The sequence below is a fragment of the Nocardia sp. CDC160 genome (genome assembly GCF_035818795.1).
Classification (GTDB): Bacteria; Actinomycetota; Actinomycetes; order Mycobacteriales; family Mycobacteriaceae; genus Nocardia.
In genome coordinates, this window is the sequence record NZ_JAYKYT010000002.1 from 135,470 (window position 1) to 157,381 (window position 21,912).

At 68.9% G+C, this 21,912-nt stretch carries 18 protein-coding genes; 7 read left to right on the forward strand and 11 right to left on the reverse strand.

Annotation, left to right across the window (positions count from 1 at the left end; genetic code table 11):
* Positions 1 to 6 precede the first annotated feature (6 nt).
* From VMT40_RS08065 to VMT40_RS08075, 3 genes are all read left to right on the forward strand, one after another.
* Entirely contained in the window at positions 7 to 1,524 is a 1,518-nt protein-coding gene (locus tag VMT40_RS08065; RefSeq protein WP_326357357.1) for a DUF7782 domain-containing protein, read from the forward strand.
* A gap of 406 nt (positions 1,525 to 1,930) precedes the next feature.
* Positions 1,931 to 2,899 (forward strand): sigma-70 family RNA polymerase sigma factor, encoded by a 969-nt coding sequence (locus VMT40_RS08070; RefSeq protein WP_326308423.1) that lies wholly within the window; start codon positions 1,931 to 1,933, stop codon positions 2,897 to 2,899.
* A gap of 290 nt (positions 2,900 to 3,189) precedes the next feature.
* A complete protein-coding gene (locus tag VMT40_RS08075) occupies positions 3,190 to 3,558 on the forward strand; it encodes a hypothetical protein (RefSeq protein WP_326357359.1) in 369 nt (122 codons plus the stop codon).
* Here the strand turns inward: VMT40_RS08075 and VMT40_RS08080 are convergent.
* On the reverse strand, positions 3,555 to 4,388 hold the full coding sequence (locus tag VMT40_RS08080; protein ID WP_326357360.1) for an SDR family NAD(P)-dependent oxidoreductase: 834 nt from the start codon (positions 4,386 to 4,388) through the stop codon (positions 3,555 to 3,557). The genes VMT40_RS08075 and VMT40_RS08080 overlap by 4 nt on opposite strands.
* A 74-nt stretch (positions 4,389 to 4,462) precedes the next feature.
* Between VMT40_RS08080 and VMT40_RS08085 the strand changes: the two genes are divergently transcribed.
* A complete protein-coding gene (locus VMT40_RS08085) occupies positions 4,463 to 4,870 on the forward strand; it encodes a winged helix-turn-helix transcriptional regulator (RefSeq protein ID WP_326357361.1) in 408 nt (135 codons plus the stop codon).
* Here VMT40_RS08085 and VMT40_RS08090 read toward each other — a convergent pair.
* The 4 genes from VMT40_RS08090 to VMT40_RS08105 all read right to left on the reverse strand — a co-directional run bounded on the left by VMT40_RS08090 (position 4,860) and on the right by VMT40_RS08105 (position 9,987).
* Positions 4,860 to 5,681, reverse strand: coding sequence for a helix-turn-helix domain-containing protein (locus tag VMT40_RS08090; RefSeq protein WP_326357362.1), 822 nt, complete (start codon positions 5,679 to 5,681; stop codon positions 4,860 to 4,862). The genes VMT40_RS08085 and VMT40_RS08090 overlap by 11 nt on opposite strands.
* A gap of 105 nt (positions 5,682 to 5,786) precedes the next feature.
* Entirely contained in the window at positions 5,787 to 7,940 is a 2,154-nt protein-coding gene (locus tag VMT40_RS08095; protein WP_326357363.1) for an MMPL family transporter, read from the reverse strand.
* Positions 7,941 to 8,038: 98 nt separating this feature from the next.
* Complete coding sequence (locus VMT40_RS08100) at positions 8,039 to 9,598, reverse strand: MFS transporter (protein WP_326357364.1); 1,560 nt, start codon at positions 9,596 to 9,598, stop codon at positions 8,039 to 8,041.
* A gap of 29 nt (positions 9,599 to 9,627) precedes the next feature.
* Positions 9,628 to 9,987, reverse strand: coding sequence for a VOC family protein (locus VMT40_RS08105; protein ID WP_326357365.1), 360 nt, complete (start codon positions 9,985 to 9,987; stop codon positions 9,628 to 9,630).
* 227 nt (positions 9,988 to 10,214) lie between these two features.
* On the opposite strand from VMT40_RS08105, the gene VMT40_RS08110 reads away from it, so the two are divergent.
* Together VMT40_RS08110 and VMT40_RS08115 are read left to right on the forward strand one after the other, a co-directional pair.
* Positions 10,215 to 11,108: a LysR family transcriptional regulator gene (locus VMT40_RS08110; RefSeq protein ID WP_326358529.1), complete on the forward strand. Its 894-nt coding sequence runs from the start codon at positions 10,215 to 10,217 to the stop codon at positions 11,106 to 11,108.
* Positions 11,109 to 11,165: 57 nt separating this feature from the next.
* Positions 11,166 to 12,017, forward strand: a complete 852-nt coding sequence (locus VMT40_RS08115) for an SDR family NAD(P)-dependent oxidoreductase (RefSeq protein WP_326357366.1) — start codon at positions 11,166 to 11,168, stop codon at positions 12,015 to 12,017.
* Here VMT40_RS08115 and VMT40_RS08120 read toward each other — a convergent pair.
* A complete protein-coding gene (locus tag VMT40_RS08120; RefSeq protein WP_326357367.1) occupies positions 12,007 to 12,579 on the reverse strand; it encodes a TetR/AcrR family transcriptional regulator in 573 nt (190 codons plus the stop codon). The genes VMT40_RS08115 and VMT40_RS08120 overlap by 11 nt on opposite strands.
* 85 nt (positions 12,580 to 12,664) lie before the next feature.
* Between VMT40_RS08120 and VMT40_RS08125 the strand changes: the two genes are divergently transcribed.
* The gene (locus VMT40_RS08125) at positions 12,665 to 14,125 is read left to right on the forward strand and encodes an MDR family MFS transporter (RefSeq protein WP_326357368.1); all 1,461 of its coding nucleotides are present in this window, start codon (positions 12,665 to 12,667) and stop codon (positions 14,123 to 14,125) included.
* Positions 14,126 to 14,220: 95 nt separating this feature from the next.
* Here the strand turns inward: VMT40_RS08125 and VMT40_RS08130 are convergent, their stop codons facing one another.
* Genes VMT40_RS08130 through VMT40_RS08150 form a run of 5 tightly spaced genes read right to left on the reverse strand, consistent with a single transcriptional unit; the run spans position 14,221 to position 21,903 of the window.
* Positions 14,221 to 14,664, reverse strand: coding sequence for an SRPBCC family protein (locus tag VMT40_RS08130; protein WP_326357369.1), 444 nt, complete (start codon positions 14,662 to 14,664; stop codon positions 14,221 to 14,223).
* Positions 14,664 to 15,020 carry an ArsR/SmtB family transcription factor gene (locus VMT40_RS08135; protein WP_326357370.1) on the reverse strand — a complete coding sequence of 119 codons (357 nt, stop codon included), beginning with the start codon at positions 15,018 to 15,020 and terminating at the stop codon, positions 14,664 to 14,666. Before VMT40_RS08135 ends, VMT40_RS08130 begins: the two co-directional genes overlap by 1 nt.
* 54 nt (positions 15,021 to 15,074) lie before the next feature.
* The gene (gene ppc, locus VMT40_RS08140; RefSeq protein WP_326357371.1) at positions 15,075 to 17,837 is read right to left on the reverse strand and encodes a phosphoenolpyruvate carboxylase; all 2,763 of its coding nucleotides are present in this window, start codon (positions 17,835 to 17,837) and stop codon (positions 15,075 to 15,077) included.
* A gap of 60 nt (positions 17,838 to 17,897) precedes the next feature.
* Positions 17,898 to 20,672 carry a bifunctional acetate--CoA ligase family protein/GNAT family N-acetyltransferase gene (locus VMT40_RS08145; RefSeq protein ID WP_442789935.1) on the reverse strand — a complete coding sequence of 925 codons (2,775 nt, stop codon included), beginning with the start codon at positions 20,670 to 20,672 and terminating at the stop codon, positions 17,898 to 17,900.
* Positions 20,665 to 21,903: an acetoin utilization protein AcuC gene (locus VMT40_RS08150; RefSeq protein WP_326357372.1), complete on the reverse strand. Its 1,239-nt coding sequence runs from the start codon at positions 21,901 to 21,903 to the stop codon at positions 20,665 to 20,667. The genes VMT40_RS08145 and VMT40_RS08150 overlap by 8 nt, the downstream gene beginning before the upstream one ends.
* Positions 21,904 to 21,912: the final 9 nt, after the last annotated feature.

Genomic DNA, 21,912 nt, shown 5'->3' on the forward strand with positions numbered 1-21,912 from the left:
GTGCTCATGCCGACGAACCAGACGACCCGATCGTCCCTGCTCGCCGACCTCGCGCCGGACCTACGCGCCGCCCTGACCCGCGTCCGCTACGACGCGGACACCCTCCTGGAGGCGCTGGGCGATGCCGCGCACGCCGCCCTCGGCCGCGGCGAACCGGTCCCCGTTCGCCGCGCCGCCGCGGACCTGGGCGAGCTCGGCACCCTGGTGCGACTGCTGCTGCTCGGCGATCCGGTCACGGAAACCGAAGCGGCGGCGGCCTTCTCCCCGCTGAGCATCGACCGGGCCGTCGCGGCGGGCCTGCTCGAGCGCGACGGCACCGAGATTCGCGCCGCCCTGGACCTGCGTCCTCTCGATCTGGGCGAGGGCACCCGCTGGGTCCTGTCCGATCTCGACGACTCCATGCGCCGCCGCAGCCTCGACACCGATCACGTCCTCGGCGTCGGCCAGGCCTCCCTTTCCCTGCTGCGCGCCACCCCGACCCACAAGGTCGGCACCGTCCTGGACCTCGGCACCGGCTGCGGCGTCCAGGCCGTGCACGCCGCCTCGTACGGCGGAACCGTCACCGGCACCGACCTCAACGAGCGCGCCCTGTGGCTGGCCGAGGCCACCGCCGCGCTCAATGATCTGGATATCGAACTGCTGCAGGGCTCCTGGTTCGAGCCGGTCGCCGGTCGCCGCTTCGATCAGGTGGTGGCCAATCCCCCGTTCGTGGTGGGCCCGGCCCGCGTCGAGCACACCTACCGCGACTCCGGCCTGCACCTCGACGGCGCGAGCGAACTCGTCATCTCCGGCATTCCGGAGCTGTTGAATCCGGGCGGCACCGCGGCCCTGCTCGCCTCCTGGGTGCACATCGAGGGCGAGGACTGGCGCAGCCGCGTCGCGAGCTGGCTGCCCGATCACGGCATCGACGCCTGGATCGTGCAGCGCGACATCGCCGATCCGGCCCTGTATGTCGGAACCTGGCTGCGCGACGCCGGATTGGATCCGCGCGAGGGCGCGGCCCAGGCGCGTGCCGAACGCTGGCTCGACGCCTTCGCCGAATCCCGGGTCGTCGGCATTGGTTTCGGCTTCGTCTACCTGCGTGCCATCGACGGCCCGACCGAGCTGCTCGCCGAGGACCTCACCCACGGCTTCGACGATCCACTGGGCACGGAGGCGCTCGCCTACTTCGAGCGCTCGGCCTGGCTGCGCGCCGCGGCCGCCGACCCGGACCGCATTCTCGATGCCCGCTACGAGGTCGATCCGGCCACCGCCCTCGAACGCGTCTACCTTCCCGGCGACGCGGGCTGGGATCAGCGGGTGGCCCGGCTACACCGCGGCGACGGCCCGCGCTGGCAACACGAGGTCGACGACACCACCGCCGCGCTACTGGCGGGCATGCGCCCCGACGGCCTGCCGCTGCGCGAACTCATCGAGCTGCTGGCCTTCGGCGAGACCGGCGAGCCCGCGACCGAGGAATTCGAGTCCGCGGCCATGACCATCGTGGCCGGGCTGGTGCGCCACGGCTTGATCCACCCGCGCTGAAAAACCGAGGAAATCGCCCCTGAGCGGCGGTGAGCTCAATCACGATCGCATGTCGCCCGCCTAACGATGCGGGACGGCCCGGGAATGCGGGCGACCTGCGGATCGTTGTCCCTCGTGCTCGAATTTCGACGCCCCGGCAAGGCCCATACACACGTGCCGCGCAGGTATCGCGCACGTATTCGGTTGTCGCGTCAGGAAGTTCGGGCCCGGCGGCGGCAACCACCCGGACACCGAGGGCCTTCCGCCGGGGGGCGCGAGTTCGCAAGGATACGCGCTTCTCAGGAACTTCTCAGCCGTGCGGCGTGAAAACCGCAGCTCAGGTGCGGTTTACCGGTGGTCCGGCGGGGAACTTTCCTGATGTCGGGTCCGTTGAACGGAGCGAGACACCACCGACAGGAGGCAAGTCATGACAAGCCCCGCCACCACTGACGTGCGCACCAGCGAACAAGACCTCGACGCCCAGAGCCCCGCCGCCGACCTGGTACGCGTGTACCTGAACGGGATCGGCAAAACGGCACTGCTCACGGCTGCCGACGAGGTCGAGCTGGCCAAGCGCATCGAGGCGGGCCTCTACGCTCAGCACCTGCTGGAGACGAGCAAGCGTCTGTCGGCCGCGAAGAAGAAGGATCTCGCGATCCTCGTCCGCGAAGGCCAGGCCGCCCGCCAGCATCTGCTGGAAGCGAACCTCCGCCTCGTGGTCTCCCTCGCCAAGCGCTACACCGGCCGCGGCATGCCGCTGCTGGACCTGATCCAGGAGGGCAACCTGGGTCTGATCCGCGCGATGGAGAAGTTCGACTACACCAAGGGCTTCAAGTTCTCGACGTATGCCACCTGGTGGATTCGTCAGGCCATCACCCGCGGCATGGCCGATCAGTCCCGCACCATTCGCCTGCCCGTCCACCTGGTCGAACAGGTGAACAAGCTGGCCCGCATCAAGCGCGAACTGCACCAGCAGCTGGGCCGCGAGGCCACCGACGCCGAACTCGCCCGCGAGTCGGGCATCCCGGTCGACAAGATCGCCGACCTGCTCGACCACAGCCGCGACCCGGTATCCCTGGACATGCCGGTCGGCAATGACGAAGAGGCCCCGCTGGGCGATTTCATCGAGGACTCCGAGGCCACCTCGGCCGAGAGCGCCGTGATCGCCGGACTGTTGCACCGCGATGTGCGCAGTGTGCTGGCCACCCTGGACGAGCGTGAGCAGCAGGTCATCCGCCTGCGCTACGGCCTGGACGACGGCCAGCCGCGCACCCTCGACCAGATCGGCAAGCTGTTCGGTCTGTCCCGCGAACGGGTGCGTCAGATCGAGCGCGAGGTCATGTCCAAGCTGCGCAAGGGTGAGCGCGCCGATCGCCTGCGCGCCTACGCCAGCTAACCCCGAATCTGCGAGCCGGTTCCCGAACCGAACCGGTTGGCACGCGGTGGAGCTGGTCCCCCTGCCCGGCTCCACCCACCCGCGTCGGGCCATCTCGAGGCGCTGGCCCGATTACCGCCGGTCGATTCCGCTCCCCCATACGTCCCCCTCTGGGAGAGCAGAGTCGACCGGCGTCCTTGTGCGCGGCGGCGAATCACGTTTGCGAGGTATGACCGTCTTTGGCGGTACCGACACGCTGGGGTGAGTGCGGTTGCGGGCCAAGCGGTCTCGGGGATGGGACTCTGGCCCGTGTGACCGATTCGCTGACGATGGCCGCCATCGACACCCTGTCGCAGCTGGTGAATTCCTATGCGAGCGAGATCGCGGGCGCCTCGCTACCACCGGTGAGCTGGATGTGGGACTGCCGGGCCCGGCTGGCGGGCACGGACGCCGAGTTCTGTGGCACAGTGCACCCGGATCTGTCTGCGGCCGAATCGAATACTCAATTGCTGGCCTGGGCGCGGGCGCTGAATCTCGACGACGACACCGACGAGCGCGAGGCCTCCGCGGGACGGCGCGTCTTCACCGGCCGACTCGGCGATTCCCGCATCCGCCTGACGGCCTTCATCGAATCCGTCTATCCGGCAACGGAAACCCAGCCCCTCATCGCGCTCATCTAGCCGATCGACCGGATCGCCAAGAGCTCTTCGGTGAGCGCCGCCAGCCGCCGGGCATTGCCGGGATCGAGGGTGGGCAGGGTCAATGGCAGCTCCCGACCGCGATCGATGGCGGTGAGCGGACGCGCGGGCGGGTGATCCACGAAGTCGTGGATCGGCGCGATCGACTCCCCTACCGGCCGGGCGCAGAAGCGGGCCAGCACTCGGATGAGCGTGCGCGCCACGGGATTCAGGGCCGACAGGTCGCCGCTGCGGGTGAAGCCCGGGTGGTAGTGCACGAAGCGCACCGTCTCGCCGAATCGCTCGGCGTAGTCGACACCGAGCAGGTCATTGGCCCGCCCGGCCTGCAACTGCGCCCGGACCGCACCGTAGCCCTCGACCAGTTGCGGGTCAGCCCACTGGATCTCGCCCTTGGTGACGCCGACCCCGGACACACTCACGATCACCGGCTCGGTGCCGCGGGCGAGCAGTGGAGTCAGCCTGTGCGCCAACAGGTACCGGCTCAGGTAGTACAGGGCGAAGGTGCGCTCGAGCCCGTCGGCGGTCTGGATGCGATGCGGGGTGACGCGATTGGCGAACAGCACCAGCGCGTCGATCGCCTCGGTCCTCGCGCCGATCTCACCGATCACCCGCTCGGTCTCCGCTATCGAGCTCAGATCCGCGCGCAGGAACCGCAGCCGATCCGCCGCGGCACCGGCCGCGGAGGTCAGCGCCTCCCCCTTGTCGGCACTGCTGCCGATCGCGAAGACGGTGTCCCCGCGCGCGAGCCGCGCCAGCGCGAACGCCCGCCCCATACCGTCCGTACCTCCGCTGATGACAACGGTGCGCGTCATGAATCCTCCACTACCCTCGGGTTGACCACCTCGATCCTGGAGACCACGAGCGAGCGGCGAAAGAAGGCACTCTCATGTCGGATACGCACACGCGTGTGCCCTCCATGCTGGCCACGGTCCTGAACACGCCGGTCCCCACGGCCGAGCACCAGGCCTGCCCGCTGACCGACACCCTGCGCCGACTCGGCGACAAATGGAGCGTCCTGCTGCTGACCCTGCTCGGCACCCGCCCCTACCACTTCAATGAGCTGCACCGGGCGATCGAGGGCATCAGCCAACGCATGCTCACCCGCACCCTGCGCTCCCTGGAAACCGACGGATTGATCACGCGCACGGTGTTTTCCACCCTGCCCCCGACCGTCGAATACGCGCTCACACCGCTGGGTGAATCGCTGCTGGGCCCCCTCTCGGCGCTGGCCGACTGGGCCGTCGCGCACCAGGGCGAGATCGCCGCCGCGCGTGCGGCAGCGGTCAATTCGTGAAGCCTCGGGTCACCGTCTGGCACGGGCTCGGCGCGGGGACATCGCCGCGGAAGTAGGCCGTCGGCGGGACGCCCATGAGGGAGCGGAAGTCGGCCGTCATATGCGACTGGTCGTAATAGCCCGAGGCGCTGGCCACATGGGACCACGGCGTGTTGCCCGCGGCGGACAGGACCTGTCGCAGGCGGACGATGCGCGCGTAATGCTTGGGCGACACACCGATTCCGGCCGTGAAGAGGTTGCGCAGCTGGCGTTCGCTGACCGCGAGCGCGGCGGCCAGCTCACCGACCGAGGCGGCGGTGTCCATGGCGGCGACGGCGGAGCCCACCAGCCGCCGGTGATCGCGCCGGGTGGCGTCCTCGGAGAGGCGTTGCGGGAGTTCGTCTTCCAGGAACGACGCCACATCCTCGGGCGCGAGTTCGGTGAGAGCCGCGGCAAGCTTCGCGGCGACCCCCGGCATATCGGACAGCAAGGCGACACGGTCGGTCAATTCGACGGCGGGCACACCCAGCAGCGACTGGGTCGCGCCGGGAGCCAGCCGAATCCGGGTACACCCCGCCGGTTTGTTCGGATCCGCATAGGTGGCCCGAGTCCGCGGCCCCACCACCAGCACATCCCGTCGACCGGCCACCCCCCGCCGCACCACGATCGTGGTCGCGGCCTGCGGAACATGCGTGAAGGCCGTCGCCGGGGGCCGAACAACCGGAATGTGCGCGATCTCGGAGATCCATGGCCGCAGCACGTCCGACGGCATCAGCAACTGCTCGAGGTCCTCGGCGGTCACAACCGAGGTCGGGGCTTGCGCGGTGGTCACCACATCCACTGTAGGTAGCCGAGAAGGTCGTGGGTGTGCCGGTTTTTCCTAGCGCGGAAACCGGCTGTCGCGAAGGACAGCCGGTTCCCGGGTCGGTCGGCGGATTCAGTTCACGTAGCTGGGTTGCTCGACCCGCCGATCCGTCCGGTCGTGGCGATCGGTGGGCTCATCGTGCCGGGTACCGATACGCCCGGGCCACCAGGCGCGTCGACCGAGCAGCGCGGTCAGGGCCGGGGTCAGGAACATCGCCATGACGAAGGCCGAGAGCGCGATGCCGAAGGAGATGGCGAAACCCATCTGCGCCAGCATCGAATTGCCCGCCAGCAGCATCGAGGCGAAGGTGCCCGCCAGGATGACACCCGCCGCGGCAATGGTCGGGCCGGTGTGGCGCAGGCTCTCCGCGGCCGCGGTGCGCGGGTCCTTGCCCTCGGCGGCCTCTTCGCGCAGGCGGGCCACCATGAGGATGTTGTAGTCGGTGCCCAGGGCGATGACGAACATGTACATGATGATCGGCAGCGAGAAGATCAGACCCGAATTGCCCTGTGCCCGTTGGAAGACCAGCACCGCCGCGCCCAGGGTGGCGGCGAAGCCGAGGCCGACCGCGCCCATCAGGTACCAGGGCGCGACCACGCTGCGCAGCAGGACCGCGAGCACCAGGGCGATGAGGACGGCGGCGACCGGGAACACGACCTTGTAGTCATGGTTCATGGCGGCCTTGAAATCGACCAGCACCGAGCTCATTCCGCCGACGTAGGCGGTGGCACCGGCCGGTGCCGCCGCGTGTGCGCTGTCGCGCAGTGGGCCGCGGACCGTGGCGAGGGCGGCGTCGGAGGTCGGTTCGGTGGTCAGGGTGACCTGGTATTCGGCGATGGACCCGTCGGTGGACACGCGCGGCGCGCTCACCTGCCCGACGCCGGGGGTGGCCGCCAGCGCGGTCCGGTAGGTGCCGAGCTGGTCGTCGGTGAGGGTGCCGTCCGAGTGCAGGTAGACCAGGGACGGCTGGGTCGCGCCCGCGGGCATGCCCTTGAGCAGTTCCTTGCTGTAGACGGTGGATTCGGCTGTGTCGGAGGTGGATCCGGAGCTCATGTCGAAGGTCGGATGGAAGCCGAAGGCGGCGACGCCGAGGGCCACCAGCACCGCGCCCGCGGCGATGGCGAACATGCCGGGTCGGCGGCCGAGTCCGCGGCCCAGGGCGGCGAACACCGCGCCCTTGGGCTCGCGCTGCCAGTTCTTGGACGGCCAGAACACCTTGGTGCCCAGCTTCGAGACGATGGCCGGGACCAGGGTCAGGCCCGCCAGCGCGGCGACCGCGACGGCGATGGCCAGCGCCGGACCGAGGGCGCGGAACATGCCGAGGGTGGAGAGGGTCAGGGCGAGGAAGGCGATGATCACCGCTCCGGCGGCGGAGGTAATGGCCTCGCCGACCCGGGTGACCGCGCTGATCATGGCGGTCTTGGCATCCTCACCGGCGCGCAGGCGCTCGCGGTAGCGGAACATCAGGAACAGGATGTAATCCGTTCCGACACCGAACAATACGACGGTCAGCAGCGAGTTGACCGAACTGTCCACCTTCAGGTCGAAGGCGTGGGCGACGATGGCGATCAATCCGCCCACCATGCTGGAGACCGCGCCGATGGTGATGATCGGCAGCAGTGCGATCACCGGACTACGGAAGATGACGAGCATCAGCACCAGGATCAGCACCACGGTGGCGATGCCGATGATCGCCATGCCCTTGTTGCCGGATTCGGTCTGGTCGAGGGTCTGCGCGGCCGTACCGGTGATACCGGCCTTCAGCTCCCCGGACACCTGCCCGTGCAGGGCGTCGCGCAGCGCCTTGACCGCGTCGGTCTGCGTCTTGTCGCTCGGGTCGGTGGTCTTGGTCATCTGCACCGCGATGACCTGGATGGACCGGTTCGCAGCGGCCGGGGTCGCCTGAACTCCGGTGACGCCCTTGATGTTCCGGCCGGACAGGTCGGCGGCGACGGTGGTGACCCGGTCGGAGTCGGCGGTGGTGAGCGGGGCCCCGTCGGTCCGCTCCACCACGATGAGCGCCGCGGGCGTCACATCGTCGGGAAAGGCCTTCTGCTGCAGATCCATCGCCTGAATGGATTCGTAATGCGAAGGCAGAAAGGAGGATTGGTCGGTGGTGGCGGTGAGTTTCGGTGCCAGTCCCACAATCGCGATGGTGGCGAGGACCCAGAGGGCTATCACCTTCCATGGATGTCTGACGGCAATGCGCCCGAGTAGAGCGAACATCGGCGGAGGTTCCTTTCGAAAGGACGGTGTCGGTGGATGCTGAGGGTTGCGACGGGAGCAGGGTCGCGAACGGGTCTGATATCGACCTGACACGCGGCTTACACGGCCGCGGAAACGGTGTCAGGACTGTCCGTGTCGGTCGCCGCCCGCGGTTCGGGCCGCCGACCGCGCACCACGATCAGGGCGAGCACCGCCGCGGCCAGCACGCCCAGCGCGCTCACGCCGAAGCTGACGGTCATGGCTCCCGCGAAGGCCGTGCGGGCCGTATGCACCAGTCCGCTGTCACCGGTCGCGGCCGCCACGGCGAGAGCGTCGCCGAGGGAGTGTTCGGCCTGCGCCGGAACCGAATCCGGCATCTTGTGGGTGAACACGGTCGAAACCAGGCTGCCGAGGACCGCGACGCCCAGCGCCGCACCCGCCTGCTGAATGGTGTCGTTGAGCGCCGACCCGACACCGGCCTGTTCGGGCGGCACCGCGCCGGTGATGGTGGCGATGGCCGCGGGCATGGCCAGCCCGCCGCCCAGGCCGAACACGATCAGCGCGACAGAGATCATTCCGAAGCCGCTGTCCGCGGAAAGGCTTGCCAGCAGCAGGGATCCGGCCGCCATGAGCAGCAGGCCCACCACCGTGAGCATCCGGTTGCCGACCTTGGGCCCCAGCCCCGCGCCCGCACCGCTGGCCACCAGCGCCGCAATCGCCATGGGCAGGAACGCTGTTCCGGCCTTCAGCGGCGAATACCCCAGGCCGAACTGGAGATACTGGGTGAGCACCAGCAGCAGACCGCCATTGCCGATCTGCACCAGCGTGAGCGACACACTGCCCCCGGCGAAGTCGCGATCCCGGAACAGCCGCAGCGGCACCATCGGGTGCTCGACCCGCGATTCCCATCCGAGGAAGCCGAGCAGGGCGAGCACCGTCACGATCAGGGAGGTCACGGTACCGGCGGAATGCAGTCCGTCCTTGGGCAATTCGGTGATGGTCCACACCAGGGCGACCATGCCGACGGCGGACAGCAGCGCGCCGACCGGATCGGGCCGCCGCCACGGACCGCGGGACTCGGGCACGAGCGTCACCACCGCGGCCAGCGCGGCCACCACGATCGGGATATTGATGAGAAACACCGCGCCCCACCAGAATCGGTCGATCAGCACGCCGCCGAGCACGGGGCTGCCGATCAGGCCGAGCATGCTCACACCGCCGAGTGCGGACAACGCCTTGTGCCGCTCCTGCTCGTCGAAGAGGTTGATGACGATCGACAGCCCGGCGGGCATGATCAGCGCGCCGCCGATGCCCATCACCACGCGGGCCGTGATCAGCTCTCCGGTGCTGCCCGCGACCGTCGCCAGGACCGAGGCCGCGCCGAAGAGGATCAGGCCGATGGTCATGATTCGCTTGCGCCCGAATCGATCCGACAGGCTGCCCGAGGTGAGCAGCAGACCGGCGAACACCAGCATGTAGGAGTCCAGGATCCATTGCATGTCCTGGGCGCTCGCGTGCAGGTCGGCGGCCAGGGCGGGCACCGCCACCGTGAGCGCCATATTGTCGATGACGAGGATGATGGTGGCCAGGCACAACGCCACCAGGATCCACCAGCGGCGGGGATTGCGTGGCGGGGTCGGCTCCGCGTCGGTTGTCGTGGATGTGTGTATCGATTCCATCGAATTCTCTTCTCGGATGGGGTGGGTCGTCAGGGATAGCCCGCGGGCGGCAGCCATTGGGTCAGCTCGATCTCGACGTGATTCGGGTCGGTGAGCCGCAGCAGCAAGGTCCCCCCGGCGGCGCGGCGCAGCGGCTCGCTGATGTGCGCGCCCTCCTCGGCGAGGCGCTCCTGTTCGGCGATCAGGTCGGAGACGTCGAAGGACATCCGCACGCCCGGGTCCGACTCCGATTGCCGCAGAACGATTTCCACGTCCAGGTCGTCGCGCTCGAGGCAGATCGACCCTTCGTCGATCACCGTCGGGCGGAACCCCAGGTGGGTGCAGAAGAACGTGCTCGACGCCGTGGGATCGGAGACGGCCAGGGTGATGGCCGCGCCGAGAATTCTCATATCGTTCGTTCCCTTCGGCAGGTGCGGCCGCCGGGTTCGGCGGCCTCACTCAGCTTCGGAGTTTGCGCAGGTAGGAACAACGACAATGATCGAAAGGTCGGTTAAGCCAGAGGTTTACGAACGCGGCCCGCACGGGATAACAGAGCGAGCGCTCTGCTATTGCGGTAGAGTGACTCCGCTCGTCGAAGGTCGGAGAGCGGGGCTGGAGGGCGGAGAGCGCCGTGGAGATGCGGGATATCGAGATCTTCCTGACCTTGGCCGAGGAGCTACATTTCGGCAAAACCGCCGAGAAGCTCCGTATCACGCCCGCCCGGGTCAGTCAGGCAATCAAGAAGCAGGAGCGGCGAGTTCAGGCCACCCTGTTCGAGCGCACCTCCCGCTCGGTCGTGCTGACACCCATCGGGCGCGGGCTCTACGAGGACCTCAAGCAGGCCCAGCATCTGATCGACAGCGGCCTGACCCGGGCTCGCGCCGCGAGCCGCAGCGTCACGGGCACCTTGCGCATCGCGGTCATGAGCATTCTGGGCTTGTATCTGAACCCGGTGATCGAGGCCTTCAATGACCGATACCCGGACTGCACAGTCGAATTGGTGGACTTCCCGCACAGTGAGCCGTTCACCGCGCTGCGCGCCAAGGCCGCCGACCTCGGTCTCATCTGGCTACCGGTCCGCGAACCCGATCTGTCGGTCGGCCCGGTGGCCATGACCGAGGGCCGCGTGCTGGCCACCCCGACCACCTCCGAACTCGCTGGCCGCGCGGCCATCACCATGGAGGATCTGGCCGGGTGCGTCTTCCCGGAACTGGGCAATGTGCCACGCTATTGGGCCGAGGGCATGCTGCCCGCCACGACGCCCAGCGGCGTCCCGATCGCCCGCGGCCCCGAAGCGGCCTCGTTCTTCGAGGTCCTGCCGCTGATCATGTCCGGCGCGGTGGTCTCCCCCATGAACGCCCACGTCGCCTGGACCTATACCCCACCCAACATCACCTACATCCCGATCGTCGACGCACCCGACACCGAATGGGCGCTGGTCTGGCTGACCGCGGGCGAGAACGCCGCCATCCGCGCCTTCGTGGAGACCGCCCGCGAGTTCGGCGTCCGCACCATCACCAACGAGCGCTAGCGCGGGTGTGCCGGTTCTTCCTATAACCTCGCGGGCCCGATCGGCAGGGTTATGGGCATGATCGTGATTACCGGTGCCACGGGCACCATCGGAAGTGAAATCGTCCGGCAGCTGGCCGAGCGGGGCGTGAAAGTGCGTGCGGTGAGCCGGAATCCGGAGGCCGCGCGGCTCCCCGAGGGAGTGGAGGTGGTCCGGGGTGACTATCTGGATCCGGCGTCCATGGCCGCCGCCTTCGACGGGGCGCAGGCGGCATTCCTGAACGGGCAGGTGTCGATCGACGACACCGATACCGACACCGCGTTGATCGCCGCCGCGCGTGCGGCGGGTGTCCCCCGCCTGGTGAAACTGTCCGCCATCGGTACCGGCGACACCCTGCTGGGACCGTTCGCCACCTGGCACATGCCCGGGGAGAAAGCGATCAGCGAGAGCGGGGCGGCGTGGACGATCCTGCGCCCCAGCTCTTTCGCCTCCAACACCCTGAGCTGGGCGGAACCCATCAAGGCCGGGCAGCCGGTGCCCAATATGACCGGGACCGGCGCGCAGGGGGTCGTCGATCCGCGGGATATCGCGGCGGTGGCGGTCGAGGTGCTGCTGTCCGACGAGCACGCGGGCCGCATCTACACCCTCACCGGACCGGAGGCGCTGTCGGTGCCCGAGCAGGCGGAGATCCTGGGCGCGGCGCTGGGCCGTCGGCTCGAGGTCGCCGATATTCCCTTCGATCAGGTCAAGGCGGCGTTGATCGCGGCGGGCCGGACCGAGACGTTCGCCGAGCGCGCGACGGCCGGTAATGCCTTCGTGCGCAGGGGCGGGAACACCACCGTCACTCGCGATATCGAGCGGGTGACGGGTCGCGCGCCGCGCACCTACGCCGACTGGGCGCGCGATCACGCGCACCTCTTCACGGCTTGAGGACTGTGCCCCAACCCTTTTCGAGCAGGTCGAAGATGCGCTCGAGGTCGCCCGCCGGATCGTCACCGCGGCGGGCGACATCGAGGGCGCCGAAGACGAAGTGCGCCAAGGCCACCACGGCCAGATCGTCGGGCTCGCGGCCGAGATCCTCGGCCATGGCCCGGGCCAGCGCGCCCTCGTGCCGCAACCACATCTTGTGGAAGTAGCTCGACAGCGCCGGGGTCTCCTCGACCAGGCGCATGAAGTCGCGCATCTCCGCGGTGTCGCCGGGACGCGGGTTCTTCACGAAACTTTCGCGCAGCCCCTCCAGCACGGTCGTGCCCGGGGCGCGGTCGCGGACGGCGGACACCAGGGCCGCCTCGCGATCGGTGTCCATATCGAACACCAGCGATTCCTTCCCGTCCGGGAAGTGCGCGAAGAGCGTGGGCACCGAGACGTCGGCGGCCTCGGCCACCTCCTTGACGCTCACCGCGTCGTAGCCGCGTTCCAGGAACAGCCGCAGGGCCGCATCGGCCAGGGCCTTGCGGGTCTGGGCCTTCTTCCGCTCGCGCAGTCCGCTCATGGGGAACCACCCTACCGACCGTTGCCTAAGTCATACAAATATCTTATCGATTGAATTTCTTTAGTCGTTATGGTTTTCTGGAGGCATGAACTCGATTACCACTGCTCGGGCACCGCGCAATGTGCGCTGGATCCTGCTCGGCGTCATGCTCGCCATGCTGCTGGGCATGCTCGACAACATGATCATCGGCACCGCCATGCCGACCATCGTGGGCGAACTCGGCGGGCTCGACCGGCTGTCCTGGGTGGTGTCCGCCTACACCCTGGCCACGGCCGCATCCACACCGATCTGGGCCAAACTGGGCGACCTGTTCGGCCGCAAGAAGAACTACCTGACTTCGATCGCGATCTTTCTGATCGGCTCCGGACTGTCCGGTGCCGCACAGAACATGGACCAGCTCATCGGTTTTCGCGTGCTGCAGGGCATCGGCGCGGGCGGGCTGGCCGCGGGGGCGTTCGCCATCATCGGTGAACTCATTCCCCCGCGCGAACGCGCCAAGTACATGGGCATGACCGCGTCGATCATGGCCTTCGCCACCATCGGCGGGCCGCTGGTCGGCGGATTCGTGACCGATCACCTCGGCTGGCGATGGGCGTTCTACCTGAATCTGCCGCTGGGCATCATCGCCTTCGTGTGGTGCCAGGCCGCCCTGCACCTGACGGCGCGACGACCGAACGCCAAGATCGACTATCTCGGCGCGGGCCTGCTGACGGTCACCATCTCGGCCATCGTGCTCGTCGCGACCTGGGGCGGTGCCCAATACGCTTGGGACTCACCGCAAGTCCTGACGGTGATCGCGGTCGCGGCGATCGGGCTGCCCGCGTTCCTGTGGTCGCAGACCCGCGCGCCCGAGCCGATCATTCCGCTGAATCTGTTCGCCAACCGCAACTTCGCGCTCGTCTCGGTGCTGTCGGTGGTGGCCGGGGTGGCCATGTTCGGCGCGGTCAGCTTCCTGCCGCTGTTCCAGCAGACCGTGCAGGGCGCATCGGCCTCGAACTCCGGGTTGTTGCTGTTGCCCATGATGGTGCCGATCATCGTGGTCTCGCAGATCGCGGGAAAGGTAATGAGCAAGACCGGTCGCTACAAGGTGTTTCCGATCGCGGGCGGCGTGCTGCTGACCGCGGGCAGCATCGCGCTGGCCACCATGGACACCGACACCAGCCGGTTCACGGCCGGGGTGTACATGGCCATGCTGGGCGCGGGCATGGGATTCCTCATGCAGATGACCGTGCTCATCGCGCAGAACAGCGTGGCGATGAAGGACATCGGCGCGGCCTCGGGCGTGCAGACGCTGTTCCGAACCCTGGGCGGGTCGTTCGGCGTGGCCCTGTTCGGGGCGCTGTTCAACCGGCAGGTGCGGGCTCACGAGCATCTCGCCGGGGTGGCCGCCGGTATCGACAGCATTTTCACCTGGTCGGCCGTGCTGTGCGCGATCGGTTTGGTGGTGGCGCTGTTCCTGGTCGAAGTGCCGCTCCGGCAGCCGGGCGCGCCCGCTACGGGCAATCAGGCACCGGCTCCGGCGAAAGAGCCTGTCCCCCAAGGCTGATACCCCGTAGCACCGGATCGGGCTGTACCGCTTCCGATACCGCCTCGAGGCGATATGCGGAGCGGTACAGCCCGATCGGTGGTGCCGTCCATCGACTACGCGGCGGCGATGACGGGTTCTAGGTTGCCGAGCATGGCCTGCCAGCCGTTGCCCATGATGCTGCGCGCCCGCTGCATGACCTGATCCTCCGGGTCGAAGCCGGTGTGGCTGAACAGGATTCGGGTGCCGGTGCCCTCGGGTCGCAGGGCCCAGCTGATGACCCAGCCGCTCTCGTGATCGGCCTGCGCGTCGTTCCAGGTGACGCTGAGCAGCTCGGGTTCGACGACCTCGAGGACCCGGCCGCGAATCTCGCCGGAGAAGTTCTGACCGGGCATGGGCTGGGCCTTCATCTCGAACTCGTTGCCCACCACCGGCTCGAAGCCGATGGGTGGCATCATCCACTGCCCCATGAGTTCCGGAGTGGTCAGGGCGCGCCACACCTTTTCCGGTGGGTGCGGGTAGAAGTGGTCCAGTTCGATCTTGGTGATGTCGTCGGTCATCATCGGTCCTTCTCCTCGGTTTCCTCGGGCATGGCATCCAGTACCGCACCCAGATCACGCAGCCGAGCCCGCCAGAACCGTTCGAACGGATCGAGCCAGGACTGCAAGTCGTGCAAGGGATCCGGTTCCACTCGGTAGAACCGCTGCCTGCCCCGCTTGTCCTCGGCGACCAGCCCGGCGTCCCGCAGCACCTTCAGGTGCTCCGACACGCTGGGCCGTGCCATATCGAACCGCTCGGCTATCACCTGCACCGACTGCTCACCCTCGAGCAATAGCTCGAGAATGTCGCGCCGGGTGGGATTGGCCAGCGCCCCGAACACTCGGTCGGCATTCCCTGATTTCAAGCGGTAAGGCATGCACCGAGAATAGGTAGGAGTTTACCTACCTGTCAACCGTAGGATCTTTCCTACCTATCCCGAATTGCGCAGGGCGGTGGCCAGGCCGTTCATGGTGAGCAGGATGCCGCGTTCGACCAGTTCGGAGGTGTCGCCCGCGCGGCGGCGGCGCAGGAGTTCGACCTGAAGTTGGTTCAGCGGTTCGAGGTACGGGAAGCGGTTGTGGATGGATTCGGCCAGGGCCGGGTTGTCGGCGAGGAGTTCGTCGGTGCCGGTGATGGCGGCGTGCATGCGCACGGTGCGGGAGTACTCGTCGCAGATCATGCCGAAAACCTTGTCGCGCAACGCCTTGTCCGGCACCAGGTCGGCGTAGGCGGCGGCGATGTCCATATCGGCCTTGGCCATGACCTGCGCCAGGTTCGACAGGACGGTCTGGAAGAACGGCCAGCGACGGTAGAGGTCGGACAGCGTCGCCAGGCGGGCCGGGTCGTCGCCGATCCATTGCTCGAAGGCGGTGCCGGTGCCGTACCAGCCCGGAAGCATGACCCGCGATTGACTCCAGGCCATGACCCACGGGATGGCGCGGAGGTCGTAGACGGAGTTGGTGGGTTTGCGGGAGGCGGGGCGGCTGCCCAGGTTCAGGTCGGCGACCTCGGCGATGGGGGTGGAGGCGCGGAAGTAGTCGACGAAACCGGGGGTCTCGTGGACCAGCTTCGCATAGGCGACGCGCGCGGATTCGGCCAGCTCGTCGAGGATTTCGTAGGCGGGCTCCGCATCGGAGCCCAGGCCCTCGACATCGAGCAGGGTGGATTCCAGGGTGCCCGCGACGAGGGCTTCCAGGTTGCGGTAGGCGGTGCCCGGGTCGGCGTACTTGGTCGAGATGACCTCGCCCTGTTCGGTCAGGCGCAGCGAACCGCGCACCGCACCGGCGGGCTGGGCCAGGATGGCGTCGTAGCTGCGGCCGCCGCCGCGACCCACCGTGCCGCCGCGACCGTGGAAGAGCCGCAGGCGGATTCCGGTCTTGCGGGCGGCGTCCACCAGATTCAACTCGGCGCGATACAGCGCCCAGTTGGCGGCCAGATAGCCGCCGTCCTTGTTGGAGTCGGAGTAGCCCAGCATGACCTCCTGCCGCATGCCGCGCGCGGCCACCAGCCGCGCGTAGGCGGGCACTTCCAGTGCGGCCGAGAGGATTTCGGCCCCGTGGCGCAGGTCGTCGATGGTCTCGAACAGCGGCACCACGCCCACCGGACTCGACGGCGGGGTGTCCGCGTCGCCCGGGTCGAGAATGCCCGCCTCCTTCAACAGCAGGGCGGCCTCGAGCATGTCACTGACCGAGGTGCACATGCTGATGATGTAGTTGGGCACGGTGTCCGGGCCCAGATCGTCCAGGGCGGTCTTGGCGGCGCGCACCACCGCGAGTTCCTTGGTGGCCAGCTCGCTGAGCTTGGCGTTCGGCCCGACCAGCGGGCGGCGGGTGGTCAGCTCGGCGGACAGCAGCTCGATCCGCGCGCTCTCGTCGAGGGAGGCATAGTCGGAATGCACTCCGGCCCAGGCGAACAGCTCGGCGACGACCTGCTCGTGGGATTCGGAGTTCTGGCGCATGTCCAGGCCCTGCAGATGAAAACCGAAGGTCTCCACGGCGGCCCGCAGCGCGGCCAGCTGGTCGTCGGCGAGCAGTCCGTCGCCGGAGGCGCGCATGGAGGCGTCGACGACATTCAGATCGGCCAGCAGCGCCTCGGGCCCGGCGTACGGTTCCGCGCCGACATCGATTCCGTCCGTGGGGATTTCCCCCAGCGACCGGCGGGCCGTGGCGCTGAGCCGGGCCCGGATGCCGCGAATCGCGCGGCGATAGGGCTCGTCGGCGCGCTGTGGCGAATCGTCGAATCCGGCGTCGGCGAGGGCCGCGAGCTCCGGGGTCACCGGTACCAGTCGCGCCGACTGTGACAGCGTTTTCTCCAGTTCCACCAGGGATTTCAGATACCGGTCGAAGGCCACCGCGCCCGCCCGGTGGGTGGCGCGGTGCACCACGTCGGCGGTGACGAAGGGGTTGCCGTCGCGGTCGCCGCCGATCCAGGAGCCGGGCCGCAGGATCGGGCGGGCCAGCAGGTCGTGTCCGGGCCAGCGCGAGCGCAGCGCGGCCCGCACCTGATCGTTGATGCGCGGGATGACATCGAACAACGTCAGGTCGTAATAGCGCAGCCCGACCTCGATCTCGTCCTGAATCCGCAAGCGCGCCAGGCGGATCAGCGCGGCCCGCCACAGTTGCAGCACCTGCCGCCGGATATCGACCTCGAGTTCGGCGAACTCGGGCTCGTACTTGTTGTAGCGACCGCGCTGGCGCATGAGCTCGGTGATGCGGCCCTGCACATCGAAGATGGTGCGCCGCCGGGTCTCGGTCGGATGGGCGGTGATGACCGGGGAGACCAGGGCGTCGACCAGGAGATCCGCGACGTGGTCGCCGTTGGGTCCGATGGCGTCGAGCTTGCGGTAGGTGGCGGCCAGGCTGGAATCCTGGGGCGGCTCCCCCGCCGCGATGTGCACCGCGCGCCGCCGATCGCGCTGCAGGTCCTCGGCCAGATTGGCCAGCAGCAGGAAGTGGCTGAAGGCACGGATCACCGGAATCGCGGTGTGGATGTCCACATCCCGCAGCATGTCCGCGACCGCGCTGCGCTCCACCTCGGAGCGGCGCACCTTGAACGCCTCCACGCGCACGGCCTCGATGAGGTCGAAGATCTCCGCGCCCTCGTGGTCACGGATGGTGTCACCGAGGATCCCGCCGAGGAACCGGATATCGTCGCGCAGTGGCGCGGTGGCCGTCTCGATCTGGTTTACCTGCACTACGTTCACCTCTCCGAAGCGATTGCTTCTTCTCCTGTCGCGGCCGTTCGTGACGCCCGCTCAACCCATTCGGCGCGGACCGATATCGAACCTGTTGGGTTCCGGCCCGATCCGCACCCGCCCGTAAAGCACGGCCGCGCCCTCCGGCGAGGCCAGCACCGGTTCGCACTGCAACTCCCGCACCTCCGGCAGGGCGTCGCAGAGCGCCGAGATTCGTTGCGCCAGTTCGGCCAGCGCGCCCTTGTCCACCGGCTTGCCGATATCGCGCCCGCCGACGGTGCCCGACAGCAGCGGGGCCGCGCGCGGGGCGTCGATGAGCTCGGCCGATTCCGCCTCGGTGAGCGGCAGCGCCCGGTACACGCGGTCGCCCAGCAGATCGATAATGGTGCCCGAGAGGCCGAAGCTGATGACCGAGCCGAACGACGGGTCGTCCTGCACGCGGAAGGTGCAGCCGACGCCCTTGGTGGCCATGCGCTGAATGTGCACCGGATTGCCGGAGATCTCGGTCAGATCGGTGAAGGCGCGCCGCACGGCGTCCGGTCGCCACAGGTCCAGGCGGACGCCCGTGAGATCGGGCCGGTTGCGCCACATCTCGCCGGTCGCCTTGGCGGCCACCGGGTAGCCGAGCTCCTCGGCGGCGGCCACCGCGGCATCCGCGTCGCGCACCTCCTGGAACTCCACCACCCGAATCCCATAGCAGCCCAGCAGTTCCGCGGCCTGCAGGTCGGTCAGCCAGTGCCCGGCGTCGTCGGACATCCACCGCCCCACCAGCTCCCGCGCCCGCGCGGTATCCACCCCGTCGGGTCGGGCAATGGGCGAGAGCGGGCGGGTGCGCCAGTCGGCATAGCGCCGCGCCCGCGCCAGGGCGCGCGCCGCGCGCTCCGGATCGCCGTAGGAGGGGATGGATCCGCGTTCGAGGATGCCGCCCAGCCCGCGCGTGGCGAGCAGATTGGGCATGCCCTGATCGGCGACGAAGGTGGTGAGAACCGGTGTGGCCGGATCGGATTGGGCTCCCGAGCGAATGGCCTCGGCGTAGGAGGCGACGGCCGCGGGCACCGGCGGCGAGTAGATGACGATGACCGCGTGCACCGCCGGGTCGGTGACGGCCGCGGCGACCGCGGTCAGATAGTCGGCCGGACTCGCCTGCGGGCCGAGGTCGATGGGCTCGCCCACCTCGAGTCCCTCACCGCGGGCGGCGTCGACCGCCAGCCAGCTCAGCGCGGCGCTATTGCCGATCACCGCGAGCCGCGGTCCGGCGGGCAGCGGCTGATAGGCCAGCAGCATGGCGCAGTCGAAAAGCTCGGTGATGGAATCGACCTGGATGATCCCGGCCTGCGCGAACAGATTGCGCACCAGCGACCGGTCCAGGTCCCGGTCCCCGTCCATCCGTGCCACATTGCGGCCGCTGTTCACCGCCACAATGGGTTTGGTGTGGGCCACCCGGCGCGCGATGCGGGAGAACTTGCGCGGATTGCCGAAGGTCTCCAGATACAGCAGCACCACATCGGTATCGGGATCGCCGTCCCAGTACTGCATGAGGTCGTTGCCGGAGACGTCGGCGCGGTTACCGGCGGACACGAAGGTGGACAGCCCCAGTTGCCGCGCCGCCGCCTCACCCAGGATGGCCGCGCCCAAAGGTCCGGACTGACAGAAGAATCCGATGCGCCCGCGCCCGGGCAGCACCGGGGCCAGCGTGGCGTTCAGGGCGATCGACGGGTCGGTATTGGCGATGCCGAGCGCGCTCGGGCCCACCACGCGCATGCCGTGCGCGCGGGCGGCGTCGACCAGTTCCCGCTCGGCCTCGTAGCCGCGCGGCCCGGATTCGGAGAATCCGGCGGTCAGCACCACCAGACCCTTGACGCCCTTGGCCATGCAGTCGTCGAGCACCGAGCCGATCTCCTTGGCGGGCACCGCGATCACCGCCAGATCGACTTCGTCGGGAATATCGCGCACCGTCGGATAGGCGCGCACGCCGCGCACCGCCGTGCGGTTGCGGTTCACCGGGAACACCGGCCCCTGATAGGCGCCCGAGAGCAGGTTGGCCAGCACCGCGCCGCCGACCCGGCTGGTCGATGGCGTCGCGCCGATCACCGCGATCGATTTGGGCGACAACAGGTTCCCGACACTGCGCGCCTCCGAGGCCCGCTCCCGCGAATCCCGCACCGACAGCAGCGCCTCGGTGGGGTCGATGGCGAATTCCAGGTGCAGCACCGATCCGTCGCGGCTGCGCTGCACCTGATATCCGGCGTCCCGGAACACCTGCACCATGGCGTTGTTCTCGGCCAGCACCTCGGCCACGAAGGTCTCGATATCGTTCTCGGCCGCCGCGCCGTTCAAATGCTCGAGCAGGATCGACCCCAGCCCGCGCCCCTGATGCCCGTCGGCCACCACGAACGCCACCTCGGCCGCGCGCGGCCCGGGCCGATCGGCGAGGTACTCGTAGCGGCCGACCGCGATGATCTCGTCGCCGAGCTCGATCACCAGCCCGACCCGATCCCGATAGTCCACGTGCGTGGTCCGATACAGGTCCTTGGGTGTCATTCGCGGGTACGGCCCGAAGTACCGCAGATACCGCGTGCGATCCGACAGCCCCTCGTGGAAGCGCTCCAATGCCTCCGCGTCGGCGGGCGTGATCGGCCGCAGCCGCACCACGCCGCCGTCGGAGGCCAGCACATCGGCGAACCAATGCTCCGGCGGCGGAGGCGGATTCACCGGTGTACCGGGAGTGTCCGGCGGCAACGGCGGGGTGACCGCCGCGGGAGCGGTGCTGCCAAGAGACGCGGGAGCGGTGCTGCCGTTTCCGGACGGCAGGGTCGGATCGGCGGGGTCAGTCACGGGGATCCTCCGGATCCAGGCCGAGCAGGCCGAAACTCGCCCGGCGCGTTGCCAATACGGATGTGTCGAGGGCCCGGCGGGCGCGGTCGGCGCGCTCGTCACCGGTCTCACGGCCGCCGCCGGGTCCGTCCCAGCGGGCGAAGGCGGTGTCCGCGCCGTCGCCCATGGTCTCGGGGGCGGCGACCATGGGCGCGTATCTGCTCACCTGCGCACGCCACTCGGGCGGGGTGGGGGTGGCCGGGTCGATGGTGCGGTCCAACGCGGTGGCCAGCAGGTGGGTCCAGGCGCGCGGCACCACCCGGATCAGCCCGTATCCCCCGCCGCCGACCGCGAGCCAGCGGCCCTCGGCATAGCGGTCCGCGAGCTCGCGCATGGCGAGGAACGCGGCGCGCTGGCCGTCGACGCTGAGCTCCAGATCGGCCAGGGGGTCCTCCCGGTGGGTGTCGACACCGCACTGGCTGATGACGATCTGCGGCCGGAACGCCGCCAGCGCCCCCGGCACCACGGCGTGGAAACCGCGCAGCCACAGCGGATCCCGGGTGCCCGGCATGATGGGCAGATTGATGGCGGTGCCCTCGGCCGCACCCGCGCCGGTCTCCTCGGGCCATCCGGTATTGGGCCACAGCGTCGCCGGGTGCTGGTGGATGGACACGGTCAGCACCCGCGGGTCCCCGTAGAACACGCGCTGCACCCCGTCGCCGTGGTGGACGTCCACGTCGATATAGGCGATGCGGTCGAAACCGTTGTCCAGCAACCACGAAATGGCCACCGCTACATCGTTGTACACGCAGAACCCCGCTGCCGAGGCTGGCATGGCGTGATGCATGCCACCGCCGATGCTCACCGCCCGCCGGGTGCGCCCGGCCGCGATCTCCCGGGCCGCGGCCAGGGTGCCGCCCACGATCACCGACGCCGCCTCGTGCATGTGCGGGAAGACCGGATTGTCGGCCGACCCGAGCCCGTAGGGCGGGTCGAGCGGGGCGGGGCCGGGCGGTTGCTGGGCGTGCTTGACCGCCTCGATGTAGTCGTGGGTGTGCACCCGCAGCAGTTCCGATTCGTCCGCCCGCTCCGGTGTGAGCCGCTCCACTCCGTCGAGCAGGCCGAGCCCCTCGGCCAACGCCATGGTGAACTGCAGCCGGACCGGCCGCATGGGATGCTCGGGCGTCCAGGTGTAGTCGAGGAACCGATCGGTCCAGACAACGGTTCCGTCACCACCAGCGAGGCCAGGCATACCTGCCAC